Here is an 18,633-nt window from a genome sequence, read left to right on the forward strand (position 1 = left end):
CGGACTGCGTGAGTGTGAGCGGCGGCAGTTTGCGCTGTAGTCCGAAATATCCGGCTTACAGAGCACTTTTTGGCAAGTAGACTCGTTTTTGGGTGCTGTTAGTGGGAAAAACCGGACTAGGGAGGTAGAAAAGGGGAATGTGGGTGCTGTAAGTGGGAAAAATCGGACTGCGTGAGTGTGAGCGGCGGCAGTTTGCGCTGTAGTCCGAAATATCCGGCTTACAGAGCACTTTTTGGCAAGTAGACTCGTTTTTGGGTGAAATAAGTGGGGAAAACCGGACTAGGGAGGTAGAAAAGGGGAATGTGGGTGCTGTAAGTGGGAAAAACCGGACTGCGTGAGTGTAAGCGGCGGTTATGGAAATCATAATCGACGAACTCCTGGGGCTGGGTGAGATTGGCAGCCAGTGGCGCTGCAGCCATATTTTTTTGCTTTTGCTCCGCGATCGTGGGATAATAAGGTTTTGCTGCAATTTTGATTTGTTGGGGGCATTAAAAGTGGCACGCTATCCTTTTGCATATGACCGCGGACAGCCTTATATGGGGCAGGTGTCGGACTGGATCGCAGATATTTTCTATGAAGTTCTGCCGGAGGCTGGTTTCGAAGTTCGCGATGAACAGATTTATATGGCGTTTCAGCTGGAGCGCGCTTTTGCGGAAAAGAAGACGATTTTCGCCGAAGCCGGTGTAGGCACAGGCAAAACGCTTGTGTATTTATTGTACGCCATTTGTTATGCACGATATATGAATAAACCGGCGATTATCGCCTGTGCCGATGAGTCATTGATCGAGCAGTTGGTAAAGCCGGGCGGGGATATCGACAAGCTGTCGCGTCATTTGAATATGACGATTGATGCGCGGCTCGCGAAATCGCCAGATCAATACGTTTGCTTAGTGAAGCTGGACGAAGCGAGACTTGGCCATGATGATGTCGGGCTGTACCGAGATCTCCATGAAAGCTTGCCTGAGTTTGTACACACACGTGAAGCGCTGCAATCGTTTCATGCCTATGGGGATCGCAAAGATTATCCGCATCTGAACGATGCCCAGTGGCAAAAGATCGGCTGGGACGCATTCCAGGACTGCTTTGTCTGCGATAGGCGCCATCGTTGCGGGCAGACGCTGTCACGGGATAATTACCGTCGGGCGACCGATCTGATTATTTGTTCGCATGATTTTTATATGGAGCATGTGTGGACATACGAAGGACGCAAACGCGAAGGTCAGCTGCCGCTGCTGCCCGAGCATTGCACGGTTGTTTTTGATGAAGGGCACCTGATGGAAGCGGCGGCACAAAAAGCTTTAACCTACAAGTTAAAGCATGTGGTGTTCGAAGAGCTGGTCACGCGATTGCTGAAAGGGGAAATCCGTGAAACGTTAGCGGTGCTGATCGACGAAGCGATTGATCAAAGTGAAATGATGTTTGATGTGCTGGAAAGCTGCTGCCAGCCGATTCCCGGTTCGGAGCGCAAGCAAATCATCATGAACGAGCGCCTGCTTCAGGAGATTCATCGTCTTTGCGAGATTTTGACGGCAATTGAAGAGGAGCTGGTGTTTGAAAGCGAGTTGTTCACGCTGAATGATTACCAACTACGCATCGTCGAAGAGCATCTGGAAATGATGCAAAAAGCGCTCGGACTTTTTCAGCACGATCAAGCCTTTATTTGCTGGGCAACGGACAGCATCACAGGGCTCAGCCTCGTCGTCATGCCGAGAACGGTGAAGGAAGTGCTCCGCGAGCGCGTATTTTCTGCCAACATGCCGATTGTGTTCTCTTCAGCTACGTTGTCAGTAGAAGGGTCGTTTGCGTATATGGCGGATAGTTTAGGGCTCGACGACTATTTGTCATTCTCCGTCAACTCGCCGTATGACTACAAAGAACGGATGGAAGTTATCGTCCCGGAATGGACGGCAGGCGGTTCGTTTACGGAGAAAATGGATGCGGCCGAACAATTGCTGAAGCGTTCTGATGGCCGCGCCTTGATGCTGTTCCCGACGCGGGAAGAGCTCCAGCGGTTCAAACAGGAAATCGCCAATCGTCCCGGATGCGCCGGTTTCCGCTTTTTATTTGAAGGCGACCAAGAAATCAGCCATTTGATTGCTGCTTTTCAGGAAGACGAGCGCAGCGTGCTAGGGGCTGTCAGTTTATGGGAAGGGCTTGATGTGCCCGGTCCGTCGCTGTCGAATGTGATCGTCTGGGCGCTGCCTTTTCCGCCGCAAGATCCCGTCTTTATGGCAAAACGGCAAGCGTCGTCGTCACCTTTTGAAGAGGTCGACATTCCGTATATGCTGCTGCGCTTGAGACAGGGCATGGGGCGTCTGATCCGCTCCCGCGAGGACAAGGGCATCATTGCCATTTTCAGTGAAGAACTGCACCGTGACCAGACGCTAAGAGAGCATGTGCTACGCGTGCTGCCTGAAGGTGTGGAGCTTAGCGCGGCGGTTGCTAAGTAAACCAAATATCGCGAAACCGGACCCAGCCGAGGGAGTCGAGAGAAATGCCGCGAATCGAAGGATGGAAGGCTGTTTTCAGATGCTTTTTGTATAGAAAAAGCAAGCTGTGCCGCTGAAGCAGCCCATCTTCGATGCTGGCCAACAGCTCGAGACGCTGCGCCGGGTCAGGCTCCGTCACAAGACGCTGCAGCGCCGTCTCCAACTGCTCGCGTACCTGGGGAATCGCATGCTCCTGCATGCTTTTGTACAGATCCACAAGCCGCAATTCCCGGTGCTCGTCCAGCACGACGGCAAAAAGCAGCAGATCCGCTTTCAAGCGCGCTTCCCCTTTGAAATCTTCGGCGGACAGCAGCTCAATGTCCAACTGAATCCCCGCTTGCGTACATAGCTGCTGGATCAAGATAGCATCGGATTCATACTGTGGAATCGTCGCCAAAGTGAATAATTCGCCTTGATAGCCGGCTGCACGCAGGTGGTCTACAACTGTATCGAAGCTCCATGACAACATGTCATGTGAGCTTTTTTGCTGTAAAAAGCTATTGCCCGCATCTAGGCAATCAGCAGGCAGCAGGCTGCTTAATGGCCTGCGGTCCAGAGCGAGCTGCAGCGCGTGTCGCATCGGTGCTTGCGTGAAGAGCCCCGCTTTATGCTCGTTTACGGTAATGAACTTGGCCGTCATCCCGGATTGGCGGGCTTGCTTCCACTGCTGGACGGTCATATCGGAGACGCGGACGTGATGCATTTCCTGCAGCGGCTTGCTGCCCGGACCGATTGCTAGTTCCTGCTCCTCGCGGCGTTCACCGTCCGGAACCGTCCACACCTCTACACGGTCCAGAAAGCCCCGACCTTGAAAATATGACGGAAACGCATCTAGCTGCCAAATGCCATGCTCATGCCCTATGAGTCGGAATGGCCCGGTTCCGACTGGTGAGACGCCCATCAAGCCGCCCTCGGCGGCCTCACAAATATCTTGCGGAACAATCGAGGCGCGACTGGTCGTCAAAAAGCCCAAAAACAGCTCGTTCCGTTCGCGCAGCCGGATCCGGATCGTCGTATCGTCCGGCGTCTCCATCGCGGCGATATTGGTATAAGCCCAGCTGAATAGACCGCGGGGTGCCAGTTTTTGCAGCCTTTCCAGCGAGAACTTGACATCGGATGACAGCATTTCCCGTCCATGATGAAACTGGACTCCTTTGCGCAAATAAAACGTCCATAATGTCCGCGAATCGTCGGTATCCCAGCCAAGCGCAAGGTGGGGGAGAATGAGCTGGCCCCTAGCATCCATGCGCACCAAACCATCAAACAATTGATTCACGAGGTGCGATTCACCGGAATAATGCATCGATGCGGGATCCAGCGAATGGATGGATTGCGCTAGCGGAAAGCGTAAAATATCCGTCCGCCGCTGCCCTTGCACTTCCGAACGAAAGCCGAATTGCCCCGACAGCCAATCCTGAAACTGCTCGCGCAAGGTGAGGGAGGCTTCGTAGGTTTGAAGCAGTTCGAGCGCTGAACGCAAATTTTGCTTATGAACCATTTCCTGCGCTTCCAGCATGAGAATATGTTCCTGCCGTGCTGTGAACAGCAGGGTCGAGCGATTGCCGCGGCCTTTCTTCGGCACCCAAGACAGCCAGCCTTCCTGCTGCATGCGCTTTAGAAGCAGCACCATGTTGCGGTGCGTGCAATCGAGCAATTGGGAAAGCTCATCCAGCGTCGTTTCCAGCGGCACGTCTTCCGTAAGCTGTGGAAAACAGCGGCGCAAGGCCAAATAGTGCTTGCGGATTTTCATAATCGTTTCCTGCTCCTATATCGATAAAATATGAAATTTCCAATTTGAAACTTACTCTTTTTGTTCTTGTTTTTCAGGTTACAATAAAAGGCAGGAAATCACAAATTTATCGAATGATATGCAAAAAGGAGTGACTATGGAATGAGGGATCCTGCACCCTGGCAGAAAAGGTACAGCTTCATGCTGCTTTTCGCCGTATTGTTCGGGCTGGTCATGCAGTATTTGTTCATCGGTCATGTTGCGGGCATTTCGATGCTCATTGCGGTTGGCGCTTTTTATGGGTTATTTTTTTATGCGGTGAAGGGAAGATTTGGCGGATTTGATCTTTGGAGGGGCCAAACGAGGGCGGGATGGCTGCTGCTGGCTCCTGTCGTACTGCTGGCGGCCGCTTACGCTTTGTTTGCCAATACAACGTTCTACATCTTGAATGCCTTGGCGCTGCCGCTTTGTATCTTGATGCAGACGATTATTTTATCACGCAATGGGAAGCACCCTTGGTATCGAGCAACTTTTCTGGCCGATCTAGTGCAGCATAGCTTGATTCAGCCGTTTGCTCATCTGCCAGCCCCATTCGGGATTATTCGAAGTTGGTTTCCAACAATTGGGAATGATTCCAATCCAGCCTGGAAAAAAGCGAATAAAGTAATCGCCGGTTTGTTGATTGCTTCACCGATTTTACTTATCGTGATCGTTTTGCTTTCCTCAGCCGATCGGATTTTCGCCTCCTGGCTTTCCCATATTGGGTCCTGGTTTGGTCATATTTCCATCTCAGACGGGACTGTTCGCTTGGGAGCTGCAGCGGTCGTTGCCTTGTATACATTTTGTTACTTGTGCGGGCTATTATTTGTCAAAACTGTTTCATCCAAAACCGCCGAGCCCCCCGCATGGGACACACTGCCGGCAGCGCCTCCACAGCCGTGGAAGCTTGATCCGGTAACCGCCAGCACGGTGCTCGTTGTCATCAATTTCGTCTATATCTTATTCGTCTCGATTCAATTTTCCTACCTATTCGGAGCGGCTAACGGACTGCTGCCAGCGGGAGTGGCTTATGCCGAGTATGCTCGCAAAGGTTTTGCCGAGTTGGTCGTTGTAGCTATACTCAATATTTGGCTGCTGCTTTTGAGCCTCCATCGCGTGCAAGAAGCTGGCCGGACGGGGACGTACATACTGAAGTCGCTGTTATCGCTGCTGGTTGGCTGCACCATTGTAATGCTGATCTCTGCTTATAGCCGGCTATCTTTATATGAACAAGCGTACGGGTTCACACAATTGAGACTCATGGTACATGGGTTTATGATCTTCCTTGGTGTCATGTTCGTTATTGCCATGGCGCGCATCTGGATGAAGCGGATCAACTTGTCCAAAGCATACATCGGCCTCGGCATCCTCGCGTATGTGCTGTTGAACTATGCGAACTTGGACGCGCGAATCGCCATGAACAATATGAGCCGTTTTGAACAGACGGGGATGATAGATTTTGCCTATTTAAGCAGCTTATCGACGGATGCCGTCCCGGCTTTGGTGAAATTTAAGGAACGACATCCTGACCTGAAGGAGTTGCAGTTGACGATTAACCGTATCAAAAGCAGGTCGCATGATACTTCGTGGCAAGCATGGAATTTGTCCGAATATCGGGCCAGGCACTGAGTATGGCAGTAAAAAACCGGTTTGAGGCGGGATGCCTCAGCCCGGTTTTTGTTTACTTTATTTTGTATTTACTTACGAAGTCCTCTTTAAATTTGTCGTTCTTATCTTTTTCATCCACATTATCTTTCTCATGAGGGTCGGAATTGTCAATGTTGTATGTTCCTTGATTCGTTCCTGATATTCCAACCTCACTTCCCCTCTTTTCCCCGGTCTAAAGAATTCTCCAAAAATATGCTATAATTTCATATGAATCTTAAATGACAAGGTGAATGTGATGAAAATAGCTATTTTTGACTCCGGGCTTGGGGGCATAACGGTCCTGTCCGAAGCGATCCAGAAGTTGCCCAAAGAGGACTTTGTGTATTTCGCAGATACGCTGCATGTGCCATATGGCACGAAGTCGAAAGATGAAGTGAAAGCATTCGTCCGTCAATCCGTGGAAACGATTATTCTACAAGATGTCAAAGCACTCGTGATCGCCTGTAATACAGCGACTAGTATTGCTGTCAACGATTTGCGAAGTACATATGAGATTCCGATCATCGGGATGGAGCCTGCCGTCAAGCCGGCCGTTGAAATGAACCGTTCGACTGGGAAACGCGTGCTCGTGTTTGCAACGCCGTTAACGCTGTCGCAATCTAAGTATTCCGAGCTCATTTCGCGGGTTGATGACCACCATATCGTCGATTCCTTGCCGCTGCCGGAATTGGTTCAATATTGCGAGCAGCTTATATTTGACCACGCGACGATCGAGGCTTATTTTCAGGCGAAGCTGGCCGATTTTGACCTCAGCCGTTATGGCACCGTTGTTTTGGGCTGCACGCATTACCCTTTTTACCGGCAAATTCTGAAGGAGCTGCTCCCAGACCACATTCAAATCGTCGATGGCGGTGAAGGTACGGTGAAGAGGCTGCAGCAAATTCTGCAGGAGCGCAATCTGCTGAACCAGCACGGGCGTGCAGATATCACAATGATGTGTTCCAGCCAAGATCCGGCATATGTGCACAAAATGGATAAAGCTCTGCAATTTATGCTTAAAGGGAGAATCACTTCATGAAGTTTAGAGCTGTATCCGCTGAGACGAAAATGAATTACTTGATGTGGAGTATTCGCAAAGAGATCACGAGAGAGAACAAGTATCTGCAATCACTAGATTATGATCCTGAGCCGATCATGGCTGTCGTGAAGCGTTACATCGACAAGTGGGACCCGGCGCATTTGCTGGCAATCGATGCGCCTGAGGACGAGTACGATGGGGAAGTGCGCACGATTACGATTTTTATTACGCAACATGTGGAAGATCTCTCCGTCGAGGCGCTAAGCCAAAAGATACTCGAAATTTGCAGCGAAGCGTTTGAAGAGGATTTTCTTTCCGAGCATGCCGCCAGAGAAGCCGCGTCCGGAATTATCGAGTCGTTAAGAGCAAGCCATTGGTTAAAAGGATAGCGAATAAAAGACACCTTAAAGGTGTTTTTTGTTTTACTGGACGAAATACGTGGAACAGGCGCGACTGTTGGTCAAGAAAAAAACATCGGTTCGGCTGTTCTCACAAGAATAGTGGATCGCGCCGGACGCATAGTAGTTGGGAACGGCCTTTATTCCGATAGATGGTTGGGACCATGTGCGAGCGAGTCTCTAATAAGCCAGCAAGCTCTTGAGCTTGTTGGTTTCTTTCATTTTACGTTTATCTTGACATAGGTAGAGATCACTTCTAGGTAATTTGGGTCGTTTGTAATGTAAAAGAAGATAATGAGCCGTTAACGGACTCACAAAATATTTACTGGTCTGCCCAAAAATAATCCATTCAACCCTGATCCCGCGAGGCCCTATAATCATAAATGTAAACGGATACAATTGAGGAGGGCCCACATGTCCAAACTAAAAAAAGCGATGTCATTGCCGGTTGTTTTCTCACTCGTTCTCGCGGCTGCGGGTTGCAGTAGTGCTAGCAACACTGCCAGTACGAATGCAACTCCAGCCAGCGGCAGTACCGTGACTCCAGCGGCGCAAAATGCAGACGCTGCAAAGTCGGGGGATCAAAGCAATGCGAAAAAGACGAAGTTAGTCTTTTGGGACAAGTCGGAATATGTGAAGGAATACAATGATGCGCAAAAAGAGAGAGTGGCTCAATTCTCCAAGGAATTTAATGTCGATGTCGAGTATGTCGCGATCCCTCCGGCCGATTTAAAAACGAAGCTGCTCGCAGCGGTGGAAGCGGGCAATCCTCCGGATTTGCTGCTAGCTGACGATTTTGTCGCTAAACAATTCGTCGGCAATAATCAACTGGTGGAAATTTCAGACATTTTAAAGAAATATGACTTCAGGGAAGACTCCAAGAAATATGCCTTTGCGTTAGAAGGTTGGTTTGAGGTTCCGGTGTACCACAACCCTAACGTTATGTACGTAAGAAAAGATAAGCTTGCAGAAAAGAAGCTGGAGCTTCCGAAAACGTGGGATGATGTCAAGAAAGTGGCTCAAGCGATCAATGACCCGAAAAACAACTTCTATGGGCTTGGATTCCAGCTTGGAGGCGGCGGTGACTCGACAGGGCGAATTGAAAACCTGATTCGAACGTTCGGTACGGACTTGGTTGATAAAGATGGTAAAGTTACTGTCAATACACCGGAAGCTTTGGAAGCGATTAAATATGACGCCAGCTTCTTCACCGAAAAGTTAACCCCTCCAGGCGCCGTCACTGGGGATGACTCGTGGAACAATACGGCGTATTTGAACGGACAAGTCGGCATTATTTTCAACTCCAGCAGCGTATATGCGGCCATGAAAAAAGAGAAGCCGGAATTGCTGAACAATACGCAGATCATGCCTTGGCCGGCAGGTCCTAAGAGACAATTTGGTTCAGGCGGCGGTACCGTGTTCGTCATGTTCAACAAAGGTAAGAACATTGATAATGCCAAAAAGTACATCGACTATTTCTTCAACAAGGATTTTTATGGAAAATTGATTGAGAAATTGAACGGACTAGCCGTACCGGTGTTGAACGGATTTGAAAATACGGAGTTTTGGCAAAAGCCGGAGAATAAGGGCTGGTTCGACGCAACGAAAAATATCGTCCCGCTGGGTGATCCAGGACCTCCGGATGCGCGCGCTTCGCAAGTCATCAGCGAATACATCCTTTCAAAGGCTGTTCAAAGCATTGTCGTGAATAACACAGATCCGAAAAAAGCGCTTGATGACATCGACAAGGGCTATAAGAAAGTTTACGAGAAAAAATAAAACAACATCGTAACTGGCGTACATTCCTTGGGTAGGTGAAACCATGCTGCAATCATCCAATCGAAGAAGTGAAATGGTTTTGGGGTATACGTCGGTACTGCCGATTATCATCGTCATTTTCGTGGTGATCGGCATTCCTTTTATTAACGCGTTATACCTGAGCTTAACCGATAAAACCGTAGGTGCCGAAGCGCATTTTATTGGCTTTGCGAATTATCGCGAAATTTTTACCGACCCTGTGTATTGGAAAGTTCTCAAAAATACATTCATTTATTTTATGACGGACGTGTTCTTTAAACTGGTATTCGGGATGATCTTTGCCTTGACGCTCAATCAGGCGTTCTTCGGCAGATCCGTCGTACGGGTGTTGTTCCTTGTCCCTTGGGCGATTTCCGGGCTGGTGTCAGCACTTACGTGGAAGTGGATGTATAACGATTCTTACGGCATCATTAACCAAGTGCTGCTTGATTCCGGATTCATTGATCAGCCGGTTGCCTGGTTAAGCGGACCTAAGATCGCGCTGGTCTCCGTCATCATCGTAAATATTTGGCGGGGGATTCCCTTCTTCTTGTTCAGCATTCTCGGAGGCCTGCAGACGATTGATAAACAGATGTACGAGGCAGCGAAAATTGACGGAGCGGGACCGATCCGACAGTTTTTTTCGGTCACGATTCCTTCCATCAGCTCAGTTATTGTCATTACGACCATGCTTTCCTCCATTTGGACATTCAATGATTTCGAGAATATTTATTTAATTACCGGAGGAGGACCTCTGTACAATTCGGCCGTGATTTCCGTTTATACCTACGAGACCGCCTTTCTCCAAAACAATATGGGCAAATCGCTAAGTGTGGCCGGATCTATCATTCCTATCTTGCTGGTGCTCATGTTCTTCATGACCCGAAAGCTTGCGAAGGAAGACTGAGGAGGAGGCAGTTAGGATGAGAGCATCAGCTGTACGAAACGTTCGTAAAAAAGTATTGATCTATATCATCGTCATCGTCGGATTAATCTGGACCTTGTTTCCCGTCTACTGGATGGTCAAGACGTCGTTCACACCCGATGCACTCATGTACGATGCCAAGCCTTCACTGATCCCGGCGGAGGTGACGACGAAGCATTATAAAGATTTGTTTAGCCAAACGGAGTTTATGACCAATCTGAAAAATAGTTTGATTGTTTCCGTGCTTGCCACCTTGCTCTCCTTAATCATCAGCATTTTCGGTTCTTACAGCTTGACCCGGCTCAAGTTTCGCGGAAAAAAGTTCATAACGAAAAGCATCATTATCTGCTATTTGATGCCGGCAGCGGTTCTGTTTATCCCGATGTATGTACTCGTCAGCAAACTCGGTTTTGCGGACAATAAATACGGCTTGCTTATTATTTACCCGACCTTTATTGTGCCGTATTGCTGCTACATGCTGCTTAGCTACTTTAAGGCGATTCCGGGCTCATTGGAAGAAGCGGCATTGATTGACGGGTGTACGCGAATGCAAACATTATGGAAAATTATATTCCCTATAGCAGCTCCGGGAATCGCGGTCGTAGCGACCTTCGCTTTCACGATGTCATGGAACGAGTTCCTCTATGCTCTCGTGGTGACAACGAGTCCAAGCCAGCTAACGGCGATGGTGGGAATCGCGAGTTTTAAGTTTTCCGATTCGTTCATCTGGGGACTTCTCATGAGCTCTTCGGTAATTGCTTCCATCCCTGCCTTGATTCTATACCTCGGCGCCCAATCCTTTGTCATTGGCGGACTAGCCGACGGCGGTGCTAAATATTAAGCCCAATGATGAAATCATACCTCTAAACGCGGTCGCTCATTTTTGAACGGCCTCGATAGAGGTTTTCTTATATTCTTTGAAGAAATATAAGTGTCATAGTCGTTACCAGCATCTACCACTAAAAAGTACCAACCATACACTAACCATACACTACCTACAAAACAGCACCAACAAAACAACACCAACAAAACAACATCTCTGGAGGATGTAACTATGAATCAGAAGAAGCAAAGTCGATTCGCTTTGTTGATGATTGGTCTTGTATTTATGTCTGGATGTAGTGGTAGCGCTTCCAAATTCTCAGTTGGAGGAGCTGCAGAGGAAACGAACAACGGTGGGGCCTTGACTTTATGGATGTTCAATACGGATATTTATTTGAAGCCGGCTGCCGAAGAAGTCGCCAAAGAGATGAATATCAAGTTGGATTATGAGTTTATCAACCCGGAACGATATAAAACGAAAATCAAAGTAGCCGTTTCGGCAAATGAGCTGCCCGACGTATTCGCGCAATACTTGGGCAAATCCGAACGGGAGTTAATTTTAAATGCCAATGTGGCTGCACCGCTAAATGACGTTTTTGCCTCTACAGGGCTTGAATCCAAGTTTAATAAAGGAAGCTTGATTCATGAGGCGGACGGCAGCATTTATTCGGTCCCTTACCGTCCCGAGCAATCGCAAGTCGTTGTCTACAATAAGAAGCTTATGGCTAATCTGGGCGTACAGCCGCCTCGAACGTGGGACGAGCTCCTGACTGTAATTAAGGAGGCCAACCGTCATGGCGTTATTCCCATTGCTCTGGGCGGCAAGGACCGCTGGCCTGGAGATATCCTCTATAACACACTGGTGCTCCGTGAGGACCCGAATGCATTCCAGCGAGCACTCGCAGGTGAAATCAAATTTACGGAAAAGCCCTTTGTAGATGCGGCTGATAAAGTTATTGCTTTGGTGCAGGCTAGTGCATTCCAACCTGATTATTTAAATCATAGCGATCTAGAAGCGCGTGATCTCTTTTACACCGGTAAAGCGCTGATGATGATCAACGGCTCATGGGTGTTCACGAAAGCCATTTCCAGCTTAGGCGATGACCTGGGCTATATCAAATTTCCCCAAACGGGGGCAGCCCCGGATCCATTCTCGACGAACAGTGGAGAGCGAAGCAGTACACCTTACGGTCTATTCGTCAACGTCCAATCCCCGCAGCTTCAGAAAGCGAAGGAATTCGCAATCCGTTATTCACTCAAAATCAATAATGAACTCGTCAAGATTGGCCAGGCTTCTTACGCAGAGTCGCCGATGAAACCGGAAGGTAAAATAAATGAGGCTTATGCGCAGTACTTAAAGGATTTCAAAAGCTTTAAATTCATTCAAACGTACTGGTACAGTACAATTACAACGACAAAGGGAGACGAATACCGGGATTTGAACCAGAAATTATATACGGGAACACTATCTTCCTCGCAGTATACGGAAAGTATGGAACAAATCATGAGGAAGCCGTAAACAGATAGATGCACGGCACAGCTTGATGGAGGGGATAGGAATAGGTATGAAGGCGATCCAAGTGTTTCAAGACATGCCGATTCGCAGAAAGATTCAGCTCATCAACGTAATCATTATTTTACCCAGTATCGTATTTCTGACCGTAACCTTATATCAAATGACCCTGCATCAAGCGGAAGAGCGGGCACTTCGCAGCTCTGAACAAAAGGTCGGCCATATCACCAATACCATTAATACGCTGTTTAATGATATCGAAAATTTCTCCAAGCTCTCCATGATCAATAAAACATACCAGTCTGCGCTGATGGAAACGGGGGCGGAGAACAGCGAGCTGCAGCAGTTGGATAATGTTCAATCGATGTATGCCAGCTTGAATACGTTGGTCGAGTCCAACCCTTACATTGACTCCGTTGTGATTCAATCGATGGATGGCAGCAAAATTTACTATTCGGACAACATGTCGAATGTGACCGTACCATCAGTGCAAGTCTATCCCAAAGAACAGCTGATCAATGCGAAGGGTACGGCGGTGTGGATTGAAACCTTTGAAAGCTTGTTTCTTGTTAATGATCAGCATAAAAACTTGCTGTCCATTGGGAGGCGCATCATTAATATTAACGACGGGCTGCTGATCGGCTATATCTATATCAACATCGACGAGCGAAAACTGTCCAAGATTTACAGCAATGACGATTTGCGAAGCAATATCATGATCGTCAATCCCGAAGGCAAGATTCTTTCGGCTAATCGTGCTGAAGTCGTGTCTCAATCAACGCAAGACCTATACGGTAGGATCTTGATCGATGTGGATGGCTCTGCGATTGTGAAGAGCGGCAAACAGAATATACTCGTTTCGTCGAAAGTCTTGGATAAAAACGGTTGGAGAGCTGTATATGCGGTGCCCACGAGTGAATTTATGAAAGACCAATGGAAAATCACGATGTTTATTATCGGATTCGGTCTGACAGGGTTACTTTTGGCACTCGTCCTCTCTATCATTTTTTCCAAGTGGATCACCAATCCGATCATGATGCTAAGCAGAGCGATGACAGCAGTCGGTGACGGCAAGCTGCATACGCGTACGATGGTTAGCGCTAATGACGAGGTCGGTCGTCTTTCCTATAAATTTAATGAAATGGTCAGCCGGATCCAGGATTTGATGCACACCATCAATCAAGAGGAGAAGCAAAAGCGGAAGCTGGAGCTCCAGTTATCCTATTCACAGATTAAGCCCCACTTTCTATATAACACCTTAGAAATGATTCGTTCTATGGCTCTAATGAGGCAGGCCCACGATATTAGCAAGGTCGTCAAATCGCTGGGCGATTTTTACCGGATGTCGCTTAATCGGGGGCAAGAGATTATCCCGGTGTCGCAGGAACAGAAACATCTTGAAAGCTATCTCTTTATCCAAACCAGCCGATATCATCACATGAATTACCGGATTGATTTCGATAGCCGGATCCAGGAATGCTGGATCCCGAATATGCTGCTTCAGCCGCTTGTGGAGAATGCGATCTACCATGGGCTTAGAGAAAAGCAGGAGGGAGCGCTCTGTGAGATCAGCGGTTGGATTGAAGAGATGAACGGGATCGACGTCCTCTGTTTCACGGTGAAGGATAACGGCAACGGAATGAGCGAGGACAAACTAAAGCGGATTTGGCAGTATGAACAGACGGAGCATGGTTTATCCAGCTTTGGCATTCGCAACATTCAGGAGCGAATAAGACTTCGATATGGACAACCTTACGGTATTACGATTTTTTCTTTGCCGGGAGAAGGCGTAGAAGTCAAGCTGCGAATCCCCCTGATCGTCAAAAAAACAGAGCTTGAGGAGAGGATATAGCTGTCGATGATCCCTAAACTGCGTGTACTGCTCGTTGATGATGAATATTATTTCCGTAAGCTTCTGATTCATTTAATCGATTGGGAGGCGCATGGTTACACGGTGGACCAAGAAGCGGAGAACGGCTTGCAAGCGTTGGAACTTGCGCGGAAACAGCATTATGATTTGATCGTTGCCGATATCAATATGCCGGGCATGACAGGTTTAGATTTTGTAGAAGCATTAAGATCCTCGTTCATACAAACCAAAGTCATCTTTATTACAAGCTACGATATATTTGAATACGCACAAGCGGCCATCGCTTTGGGCGCCTCTTACTATCTGCTGAAACCTGTGGATGAAGAGGAACTTATCCGATCCTTGAAGGAAATCCGTGTTGAGCTGCTACAAGAGATGCAATTCACCCATGATGTCAAAGACTTGAAAGAACAAGTCGAACGCACGAAGCCTTTGTTAAGAGATCACTTTATACGCCAGCTTCTCCTTTATGAATCGACGGAAAGTCCGGAAACGCTGTGCAGTCAAGCGCAGTACTATGACATTCCTCTGAATGCCCATAGTTATGCTGCGTTTGTAGCTGAAATTGACGAGCTGACCGTCCGCTACAACAAAGAACAAGAACGGCAGCTTTGGCGTTTTGCGGTCAAAAACATTTTAAAGGATACGTTCGAGTCGTCAGGGGCTTATTGCGCGGTAATCGACGGAGAGGACAATAAAATAGCCGTTTTAGTCGGGTTTACCGATTTTCGGGATAAGACGCTTATCGAGCTTTGTGATCAAGCCCGCTTGTTTATCGATCAGAGGATGCATCTGAACATTACCCTCGCCTTAGGGCAAACGTACGAAAGCTTAAGCCAAATACACCTGTCGTACTCGGAGGCGCTGTATGTTTTAAAATATAAATTTGCCAAAGGAGGCAACCGACTTATTGCCTACACGCAGGACCAAGAAGGTTCGGAGGAGGCTGTCTTTTCCCTGCCGCTCGATCGAATGGAATGGATTACTGCTATTCGGAATAAGAACCGAGATGAAGTGGTCTTGAAAATCGATGAACTCTGTCAACGACTCGCCAGCATTCAGGCTAGCAAGGATATTGCTTTTTTCATTTTGATGGAGTGTGTATCCCTCGGCAGCGCCGTCATTCTGGAACGTGGAGGAACGCTGCCCAGCGGATGGATGACGGACCGTCATCCCTTATTTAAGCAAATGCACGGCTTGGAAACGATCTCCAGCATGAGGCAATGGCTGCAGCTGTTTTTTAACCAGATGGTTTTCACTGAACTTGAAAGCCAATTGTCCCGATTCAAAGGTTCCGATATCGTAGGGAAAGCCGTTGCTTATATAGAGGAGCACTACGTCGAGGAGTCGTTAACGTTACAGCAGACCGCACGAAACATCTGTGCCAATCCCAGTTATTTGAGCCATATCTTCAAGAAAGAGACAGGTAAATCGTTTACCGAATATTTATCTGATTTGAGGTTGGATCGCGCGATGGAGATGCTGCGGGAGGTATCGCCGGAAGGGCTGGTATCTTTGAAGATTGTAGATGTTTCGCGAAGCGTCGGATATGCAGATCCCTATTATTTTAGCAAGTGTTTCAAAAAGAAGTTCCACATCGTGCCCAGCAAGATCATCCAAACATGACTGAAGAAGCCCTTACACTTCCTGGAGGAAGGTGAGGGTTCTTGCTTATGAGAAATTCACAAAATATTTACGAATGCGCCTAAAAAAATTCCATTCTTTCCCATTAACAAGGCCAATATAATTAAAAACGAAAAAGAAATACCAATGTGGGAGGATGTACGGACCAATGACCAATTTCAATCTGGATGGGAAGGTTGCGCTCATTACAGGTGGTTGCCAGGGGCTTGGGCTGGAGTTTTCACGCGCATTAGCAAGCGCTGGAGCGAATGTTGTTGTGACAAGCCGGGATGAGCGTAAAGCACAAGCTAGTGCGGATGCGATCCGCAAGGAAACCGGCCGGGATACGCTAGGTGTAGTTGCTGATGTGACCGACTTTGCTCAAATTCAAGCCGTGGTTGAGCAAGCTGTGGACACGTTCGGGCGTTTGGATATTCTGATTAACAATGCCGGTGTCAATGTGCGTAAGCCGATTCTCGAATATGATGAACAAAGTTGGGACCTCGTGCAGACAACGAACTTGAAAGCGCCTTTTCTGTGCGCCAAAGCGGTCGTGCCTCAGATGATCAAGCAAAAATTCGGAAGAATTATCAATATCGCCTCCATGCTGGGGACTGTTGCGCTTCCTGAGCGGTCAGCTTATTGCTCCAGCAAAGGCGGGTTGATTCAATTGACGAAGGTGATGGCCTTGGAGTGGGCTGAACATAACATCACCGCAAACGCCATTTGCCCAGGTCCATTCGCGACTGATATGAACCAAGCTGTTATCAACAATCCGGATGCCAACCAATTTTTCCTTAATCACTTACCGGTCAAACGTTGGGGACAACCTGAAGAGTTGACTGGTTTAATGGTGTACCTGGCATCTGATCTTTCCAGCTTCATGACGGGATCGGCGATCGTGATAGACGGCGGTTGGACATCAGAATAAGGAACAAATAGGAGGCGTGTGTCAATGAGATTTGGACTTACGGCTTACGGAACGGTCTATGCGATGGGGATTCACCCGGAAGCGAAACGGAAACGAATTACGGCGAAAGAACTTCTGCAGACGGCCGAGACTTACGGGCTTCAAGGCAGCGAGATCCCGCTTGACATCCTCAAGAGCAGTGATGCCGATGAGGCTGCCGACTACGCTCGAGACAAAGGGTTGTTTATCAACATTGCAGCAGGCGGATTTGATCCTGTTAAACTAAAGGAAGCTTTGCAATTGGCCGAACGCGTGGGTGCGATTACGGTAAGAACCGTGGTTGGCGGTGCTAAATTCGGCGGGGACCGCCGGCATATGGCGGGGACATGGCAGCCTTTTTTACAATCGATTCTGCATTCGTTTCAACAGGTGATGGACGAGGCTGATCCGGCTGGCGCTAATCTAGCTGTCGAGAACCACCAGGATTTGGCGTCCGAAGAGTTGCTCTGGTTATGCGAACGCGTTGGATCCGACAAATTCGGCATTACGCTGGATTCAGGTAATCCACTCGCCACAGCAGAAGAGCCTGTTGATTTCTTTCGGCGTGTAGCCCCCTATGTGAAAAATGTACATCTGAAAGAATACGCGATTTACTCGTCCGAGGAAGGATACCGTCTAGTCCGGAAGCCGCTCGGTCAAGGCGTCATTAATTTTCCCGAATTGCTGCGGATCTTCCATGAATTGAATCCGCATGTGACGATGTCGGTGGAACACGGCGCTTTGGAAGCTAGACATGTGCGTGTGCTGCAGGAAGATTTTTGGACAGAATACCCCGAACGCTCGGCCCGTCAGCTCACGCGTCTACTGCGGTTCGTGGAGGATCATGCAAGAAATAAAGGGGATTGGCAAACGCCTTTTGAAAAAGGCGCATCGGCTGAGGAAATCGCCGCTTATGAATTAGAAGAAATGAATACCGGCATGGCCTATTTATCGAGCCTAATCAAGCAATATGCATAGCCCATTAAACCGATGAGGTGATCAGGATATGACGATAGATTTGACAGGTAAAAACGCTCTTGTAACCGGTTCCAGCAGAGGTCTTGGCAAGCAGTATGCCGTTGATTTGGCGCGTGCCGGCGCGAATGTCATTATTCACGATGTGAATGAAGAAGCAGCGGCCCGCTTTAACGAGGCGGCGTCCGGCAGCGCAGTTGCGGAAGAAATCGCAGCCAAGTACGGAGTTAAGACTAAGTTTATTGCGGCTGATATGTCTGACGCGGATCAAGTTCAAGCACTGATCGAGCAATCGATTGAGGCGCTGGGCTCGATCGATATTTTGGTGAATAACGCTGGTGGAGATATCGGCTTACATACACCGCGTCCGGATCCCAATGACGCCTTGGATATTTCGGTCGACGATATCCGCTCGGTTGTAGACCGTAACTTGCTCTCTACGATGTACGCGTGTAAATTTGCCGGTCTTCATATGCGCGAACGCCATTCCGGTAAAATTGTCAACGTCGGGTCGATTGCCGGACATATTCCGGTGCGGGAAGGGATCATATATGCAGCGGCCAAAATGGGAATTTCCCATTATACACGCAGTCTTGCGGAGCAGCTGCGTCCGTTCGACGTGAATGTCAACTGTATTTCTCCGGCGCCGACTTACACGGCGCGGTTTCTGGCGACTCGCACGGTTACAGGCCAGGATGAACGTTCACGTTTGCAGAAAGTTGCCCAGCCGGAGGATATGTCGGATATCGTTATGTTTTTGTGCGGACCGCAATCCGATGCCTTGAGCGGCGAGACGATCGTTTGTTGGAAATAACGTG

14 protein-coding genes are annotated in these 18,633 nt (G+C 48.4%); 13 read left to right on the top strand and 1 reads right to left on the bottom strand.

All coding sequences use genetic code 11. The features are described 5' to 3' along the window. Nucleotides 1-494 precede the first annotated feature (494 nt). Complete coding sequence (locus tag O9139_RS03815; protein ID WP_270878125.1) at nt 495-2,450, top strand: ATP-dependent DNA helicase; 1,956 nt, start codon at nt 495-497, stop codon at nt 2,448-2,450. Here O9139_RS03815 and O9139_RS03820 read toward each other — a convergent pair. Beyond that, on the bottom strand, nt 2,443-4,239 hold the full coding sequence (locus tag O9139_RS03820) for an ABC transporter substrate-binding protein (protein ID WP_270878126.1): 1,797 nt from the start codon (nt 4,237-4,239) through the stop codon (nt 2,443-2,445). The two genes, O9139_RS03815 and O9139_RS03820, sit on opposite strands and share 8 nt — an antisense overlap. Nucleotides 4,240-4,380: 141 nt before the next feature. Here O9139_RS03820 and O9139_RS03825 point away from each other — a divergent pair, with 141 nt between their 5' ends. The 12 genes from O9139_RS03825 to O9139_RS03880 all read left to right on the top strand — a co-directional run bounded on the left by O9139_RS03825 (nt 4,381) and on the right by O9139_RS03880 (nt 18,629). Then, nucleotides 4,381-5,886: a DUF4153 domain-containing protein gene (locus O9139_RS03825; RefSeq protein WP_270878127.1), complete on the top strand. Its 1,506-nt coding sequence runs from the start codon at nt 4,381-4,383 to the stop codon at nt 5,884-5,886. 274 nt (nt 5,887-6,160) lie between these two features. Continuing rightward, nucleotides 6,161-6,943, top strand: coding sequence for a glutamate racemase (gene murI, locus O9139_RS03830; protein ID WP_270878128.1), 783 nt, complete (start codon nt 6,161-6,163; stop codon nt 6,941-6,943). Further along, entirely contained in the window at nt 6,940-7,332 is a 393-nt protein-coding gene (locus tag O9139_RS03835; RefSeq protein WP_270878129.1) for a hypothetical protein, read from the top strand. The genes murI and O9139_RS03835 overlap by 4 nt, the downstream gene beginning before the upstream one ends. A gap of 423 nt (nt 7,333-7,755) precedes the next feature. Next, nucleotides 7,756-9,120 (top strand): ABC transporter substrate-binding protein, encoded by a 1,365-nt coding sequence (locus O9139_RS03840; RefSeq protein WP_270878130.1) that lies wholly within the window; start codon nt 7,756-7,758, stop codon nt 9,118-9,120. Between the two features lie 43 nt (nt 9,121-9,163). Beyond that, nucleotides 9,164-10,045 carry a carbohydrate ABC transporter permease gene (locus tag O9139_RS03845; protein WP_270878131.1) on the top strand — a complete coding sequence of 294 codons (882 nt, stop codon included), beginning with the start codon at nt 9,164-9,166 and terminating at the stop codon, nt 10,043-10,045. A gap of 16 nt (nt 10,046-10,061) precedes the next feature. Continuing rightward, nucleotides 10,062-10,904: a carbohydrate ABC transporter permease gene (locus tag O9139_RS03850; RefSeq protein WP_270878132.1), complete on the top strand. Its 843-nt coding sequence runs from the start codon at nt 10,062-10,064 to the stop codon at nt 10,902-10,904. A 213-nt stretch (nt 10,905-11,117) separates the two neighbouring features. After that, nucleotides 11,118-12,404, top strand: coding sequence for an ABC transporter substrate-binding protein (locus tag O9139_RS03855; protein ID WP_270878133.1), 1,287 nt, complete (start codon nt 11,118-11,120; stop codon nt 12,402-12,404). Nucleotides 12,405-12,450: 46 nt separating this feature from the next. Beyond that, nucleotides 12,451-14,250 carry a sensor histidine kinase gene (locus O9139_RS03860; protein ID WP_270878134.1) on the top strand — a complete coding sequence of 600 codons (1,800 nt, stop codon included), beginning with the start codon at nt 12,451-12,453 and terminating at the stop codon, nt 14,248-14,250. A gap of 6 nt (nt 14,251-14,256) precedes the next feature. Beyond that, nucleotides 14,257-15,894 (top strand): response regulator, encoded by a 1,638-nt coding sequence (locus O9139_RS03865; protein ID WP_270878135.1) that lies wholly within the window; start codon nt 14,257-14,259, stop codon nt 15,892-15,894. Nucleotides 15,895-16,060: 166 nt separating this feature from the next. Continuing rightward, nucleotides 16,061-16,822, top strand: a complete 762-nt coding sequence (locus O9139_RS03870; protein WP_270878136.1) for an SDR family NAD(P)-dependent oxidoreductase — start codon at nt 16,061-16,063, stop codon at nt 16,820-16,822. Between the two features lie 24 nt (nt 16,823-16,846). After that, complete coding sequence (locus O9139_RS03875) at nt 16,847-17,818, top strand: sugar phosphate isomerase/epimerase family protein (RefSeq protein WP_270878137.1); 972 nt, start codon at nt 16,847-16,849, stop codon at nt 17,816-17,818. A 28-nt stretch (nt 17,819-17,846) separates the two neighbouring features. Further along, nucleotides 17,847-18,629: an SDR family NAD(P)-dependent oxidoreductase gene (locus O9139_RS03880; protein WP_270878138.1), complete on the top strand. Its 783-nt coding sequence runs from the start codon at nt 17,847-17,849 to the stop codon at nt 18,627-18,629. Nucleotides 18,630-18,633: the final 4 nt, after the last annotated feature.

The sequence above is a fragment of the Paenibacillus aestuarii genome (genome assembly GCF_027789125.1).
In the GTDB taxonomy this organism is placed as follows: domain Bacteria; phylum Bacillota; class Bacilli; order Paenibacillales; family NBRC-103111; genus Paenibacillus_E; species Paenibacillus_E aestuarii.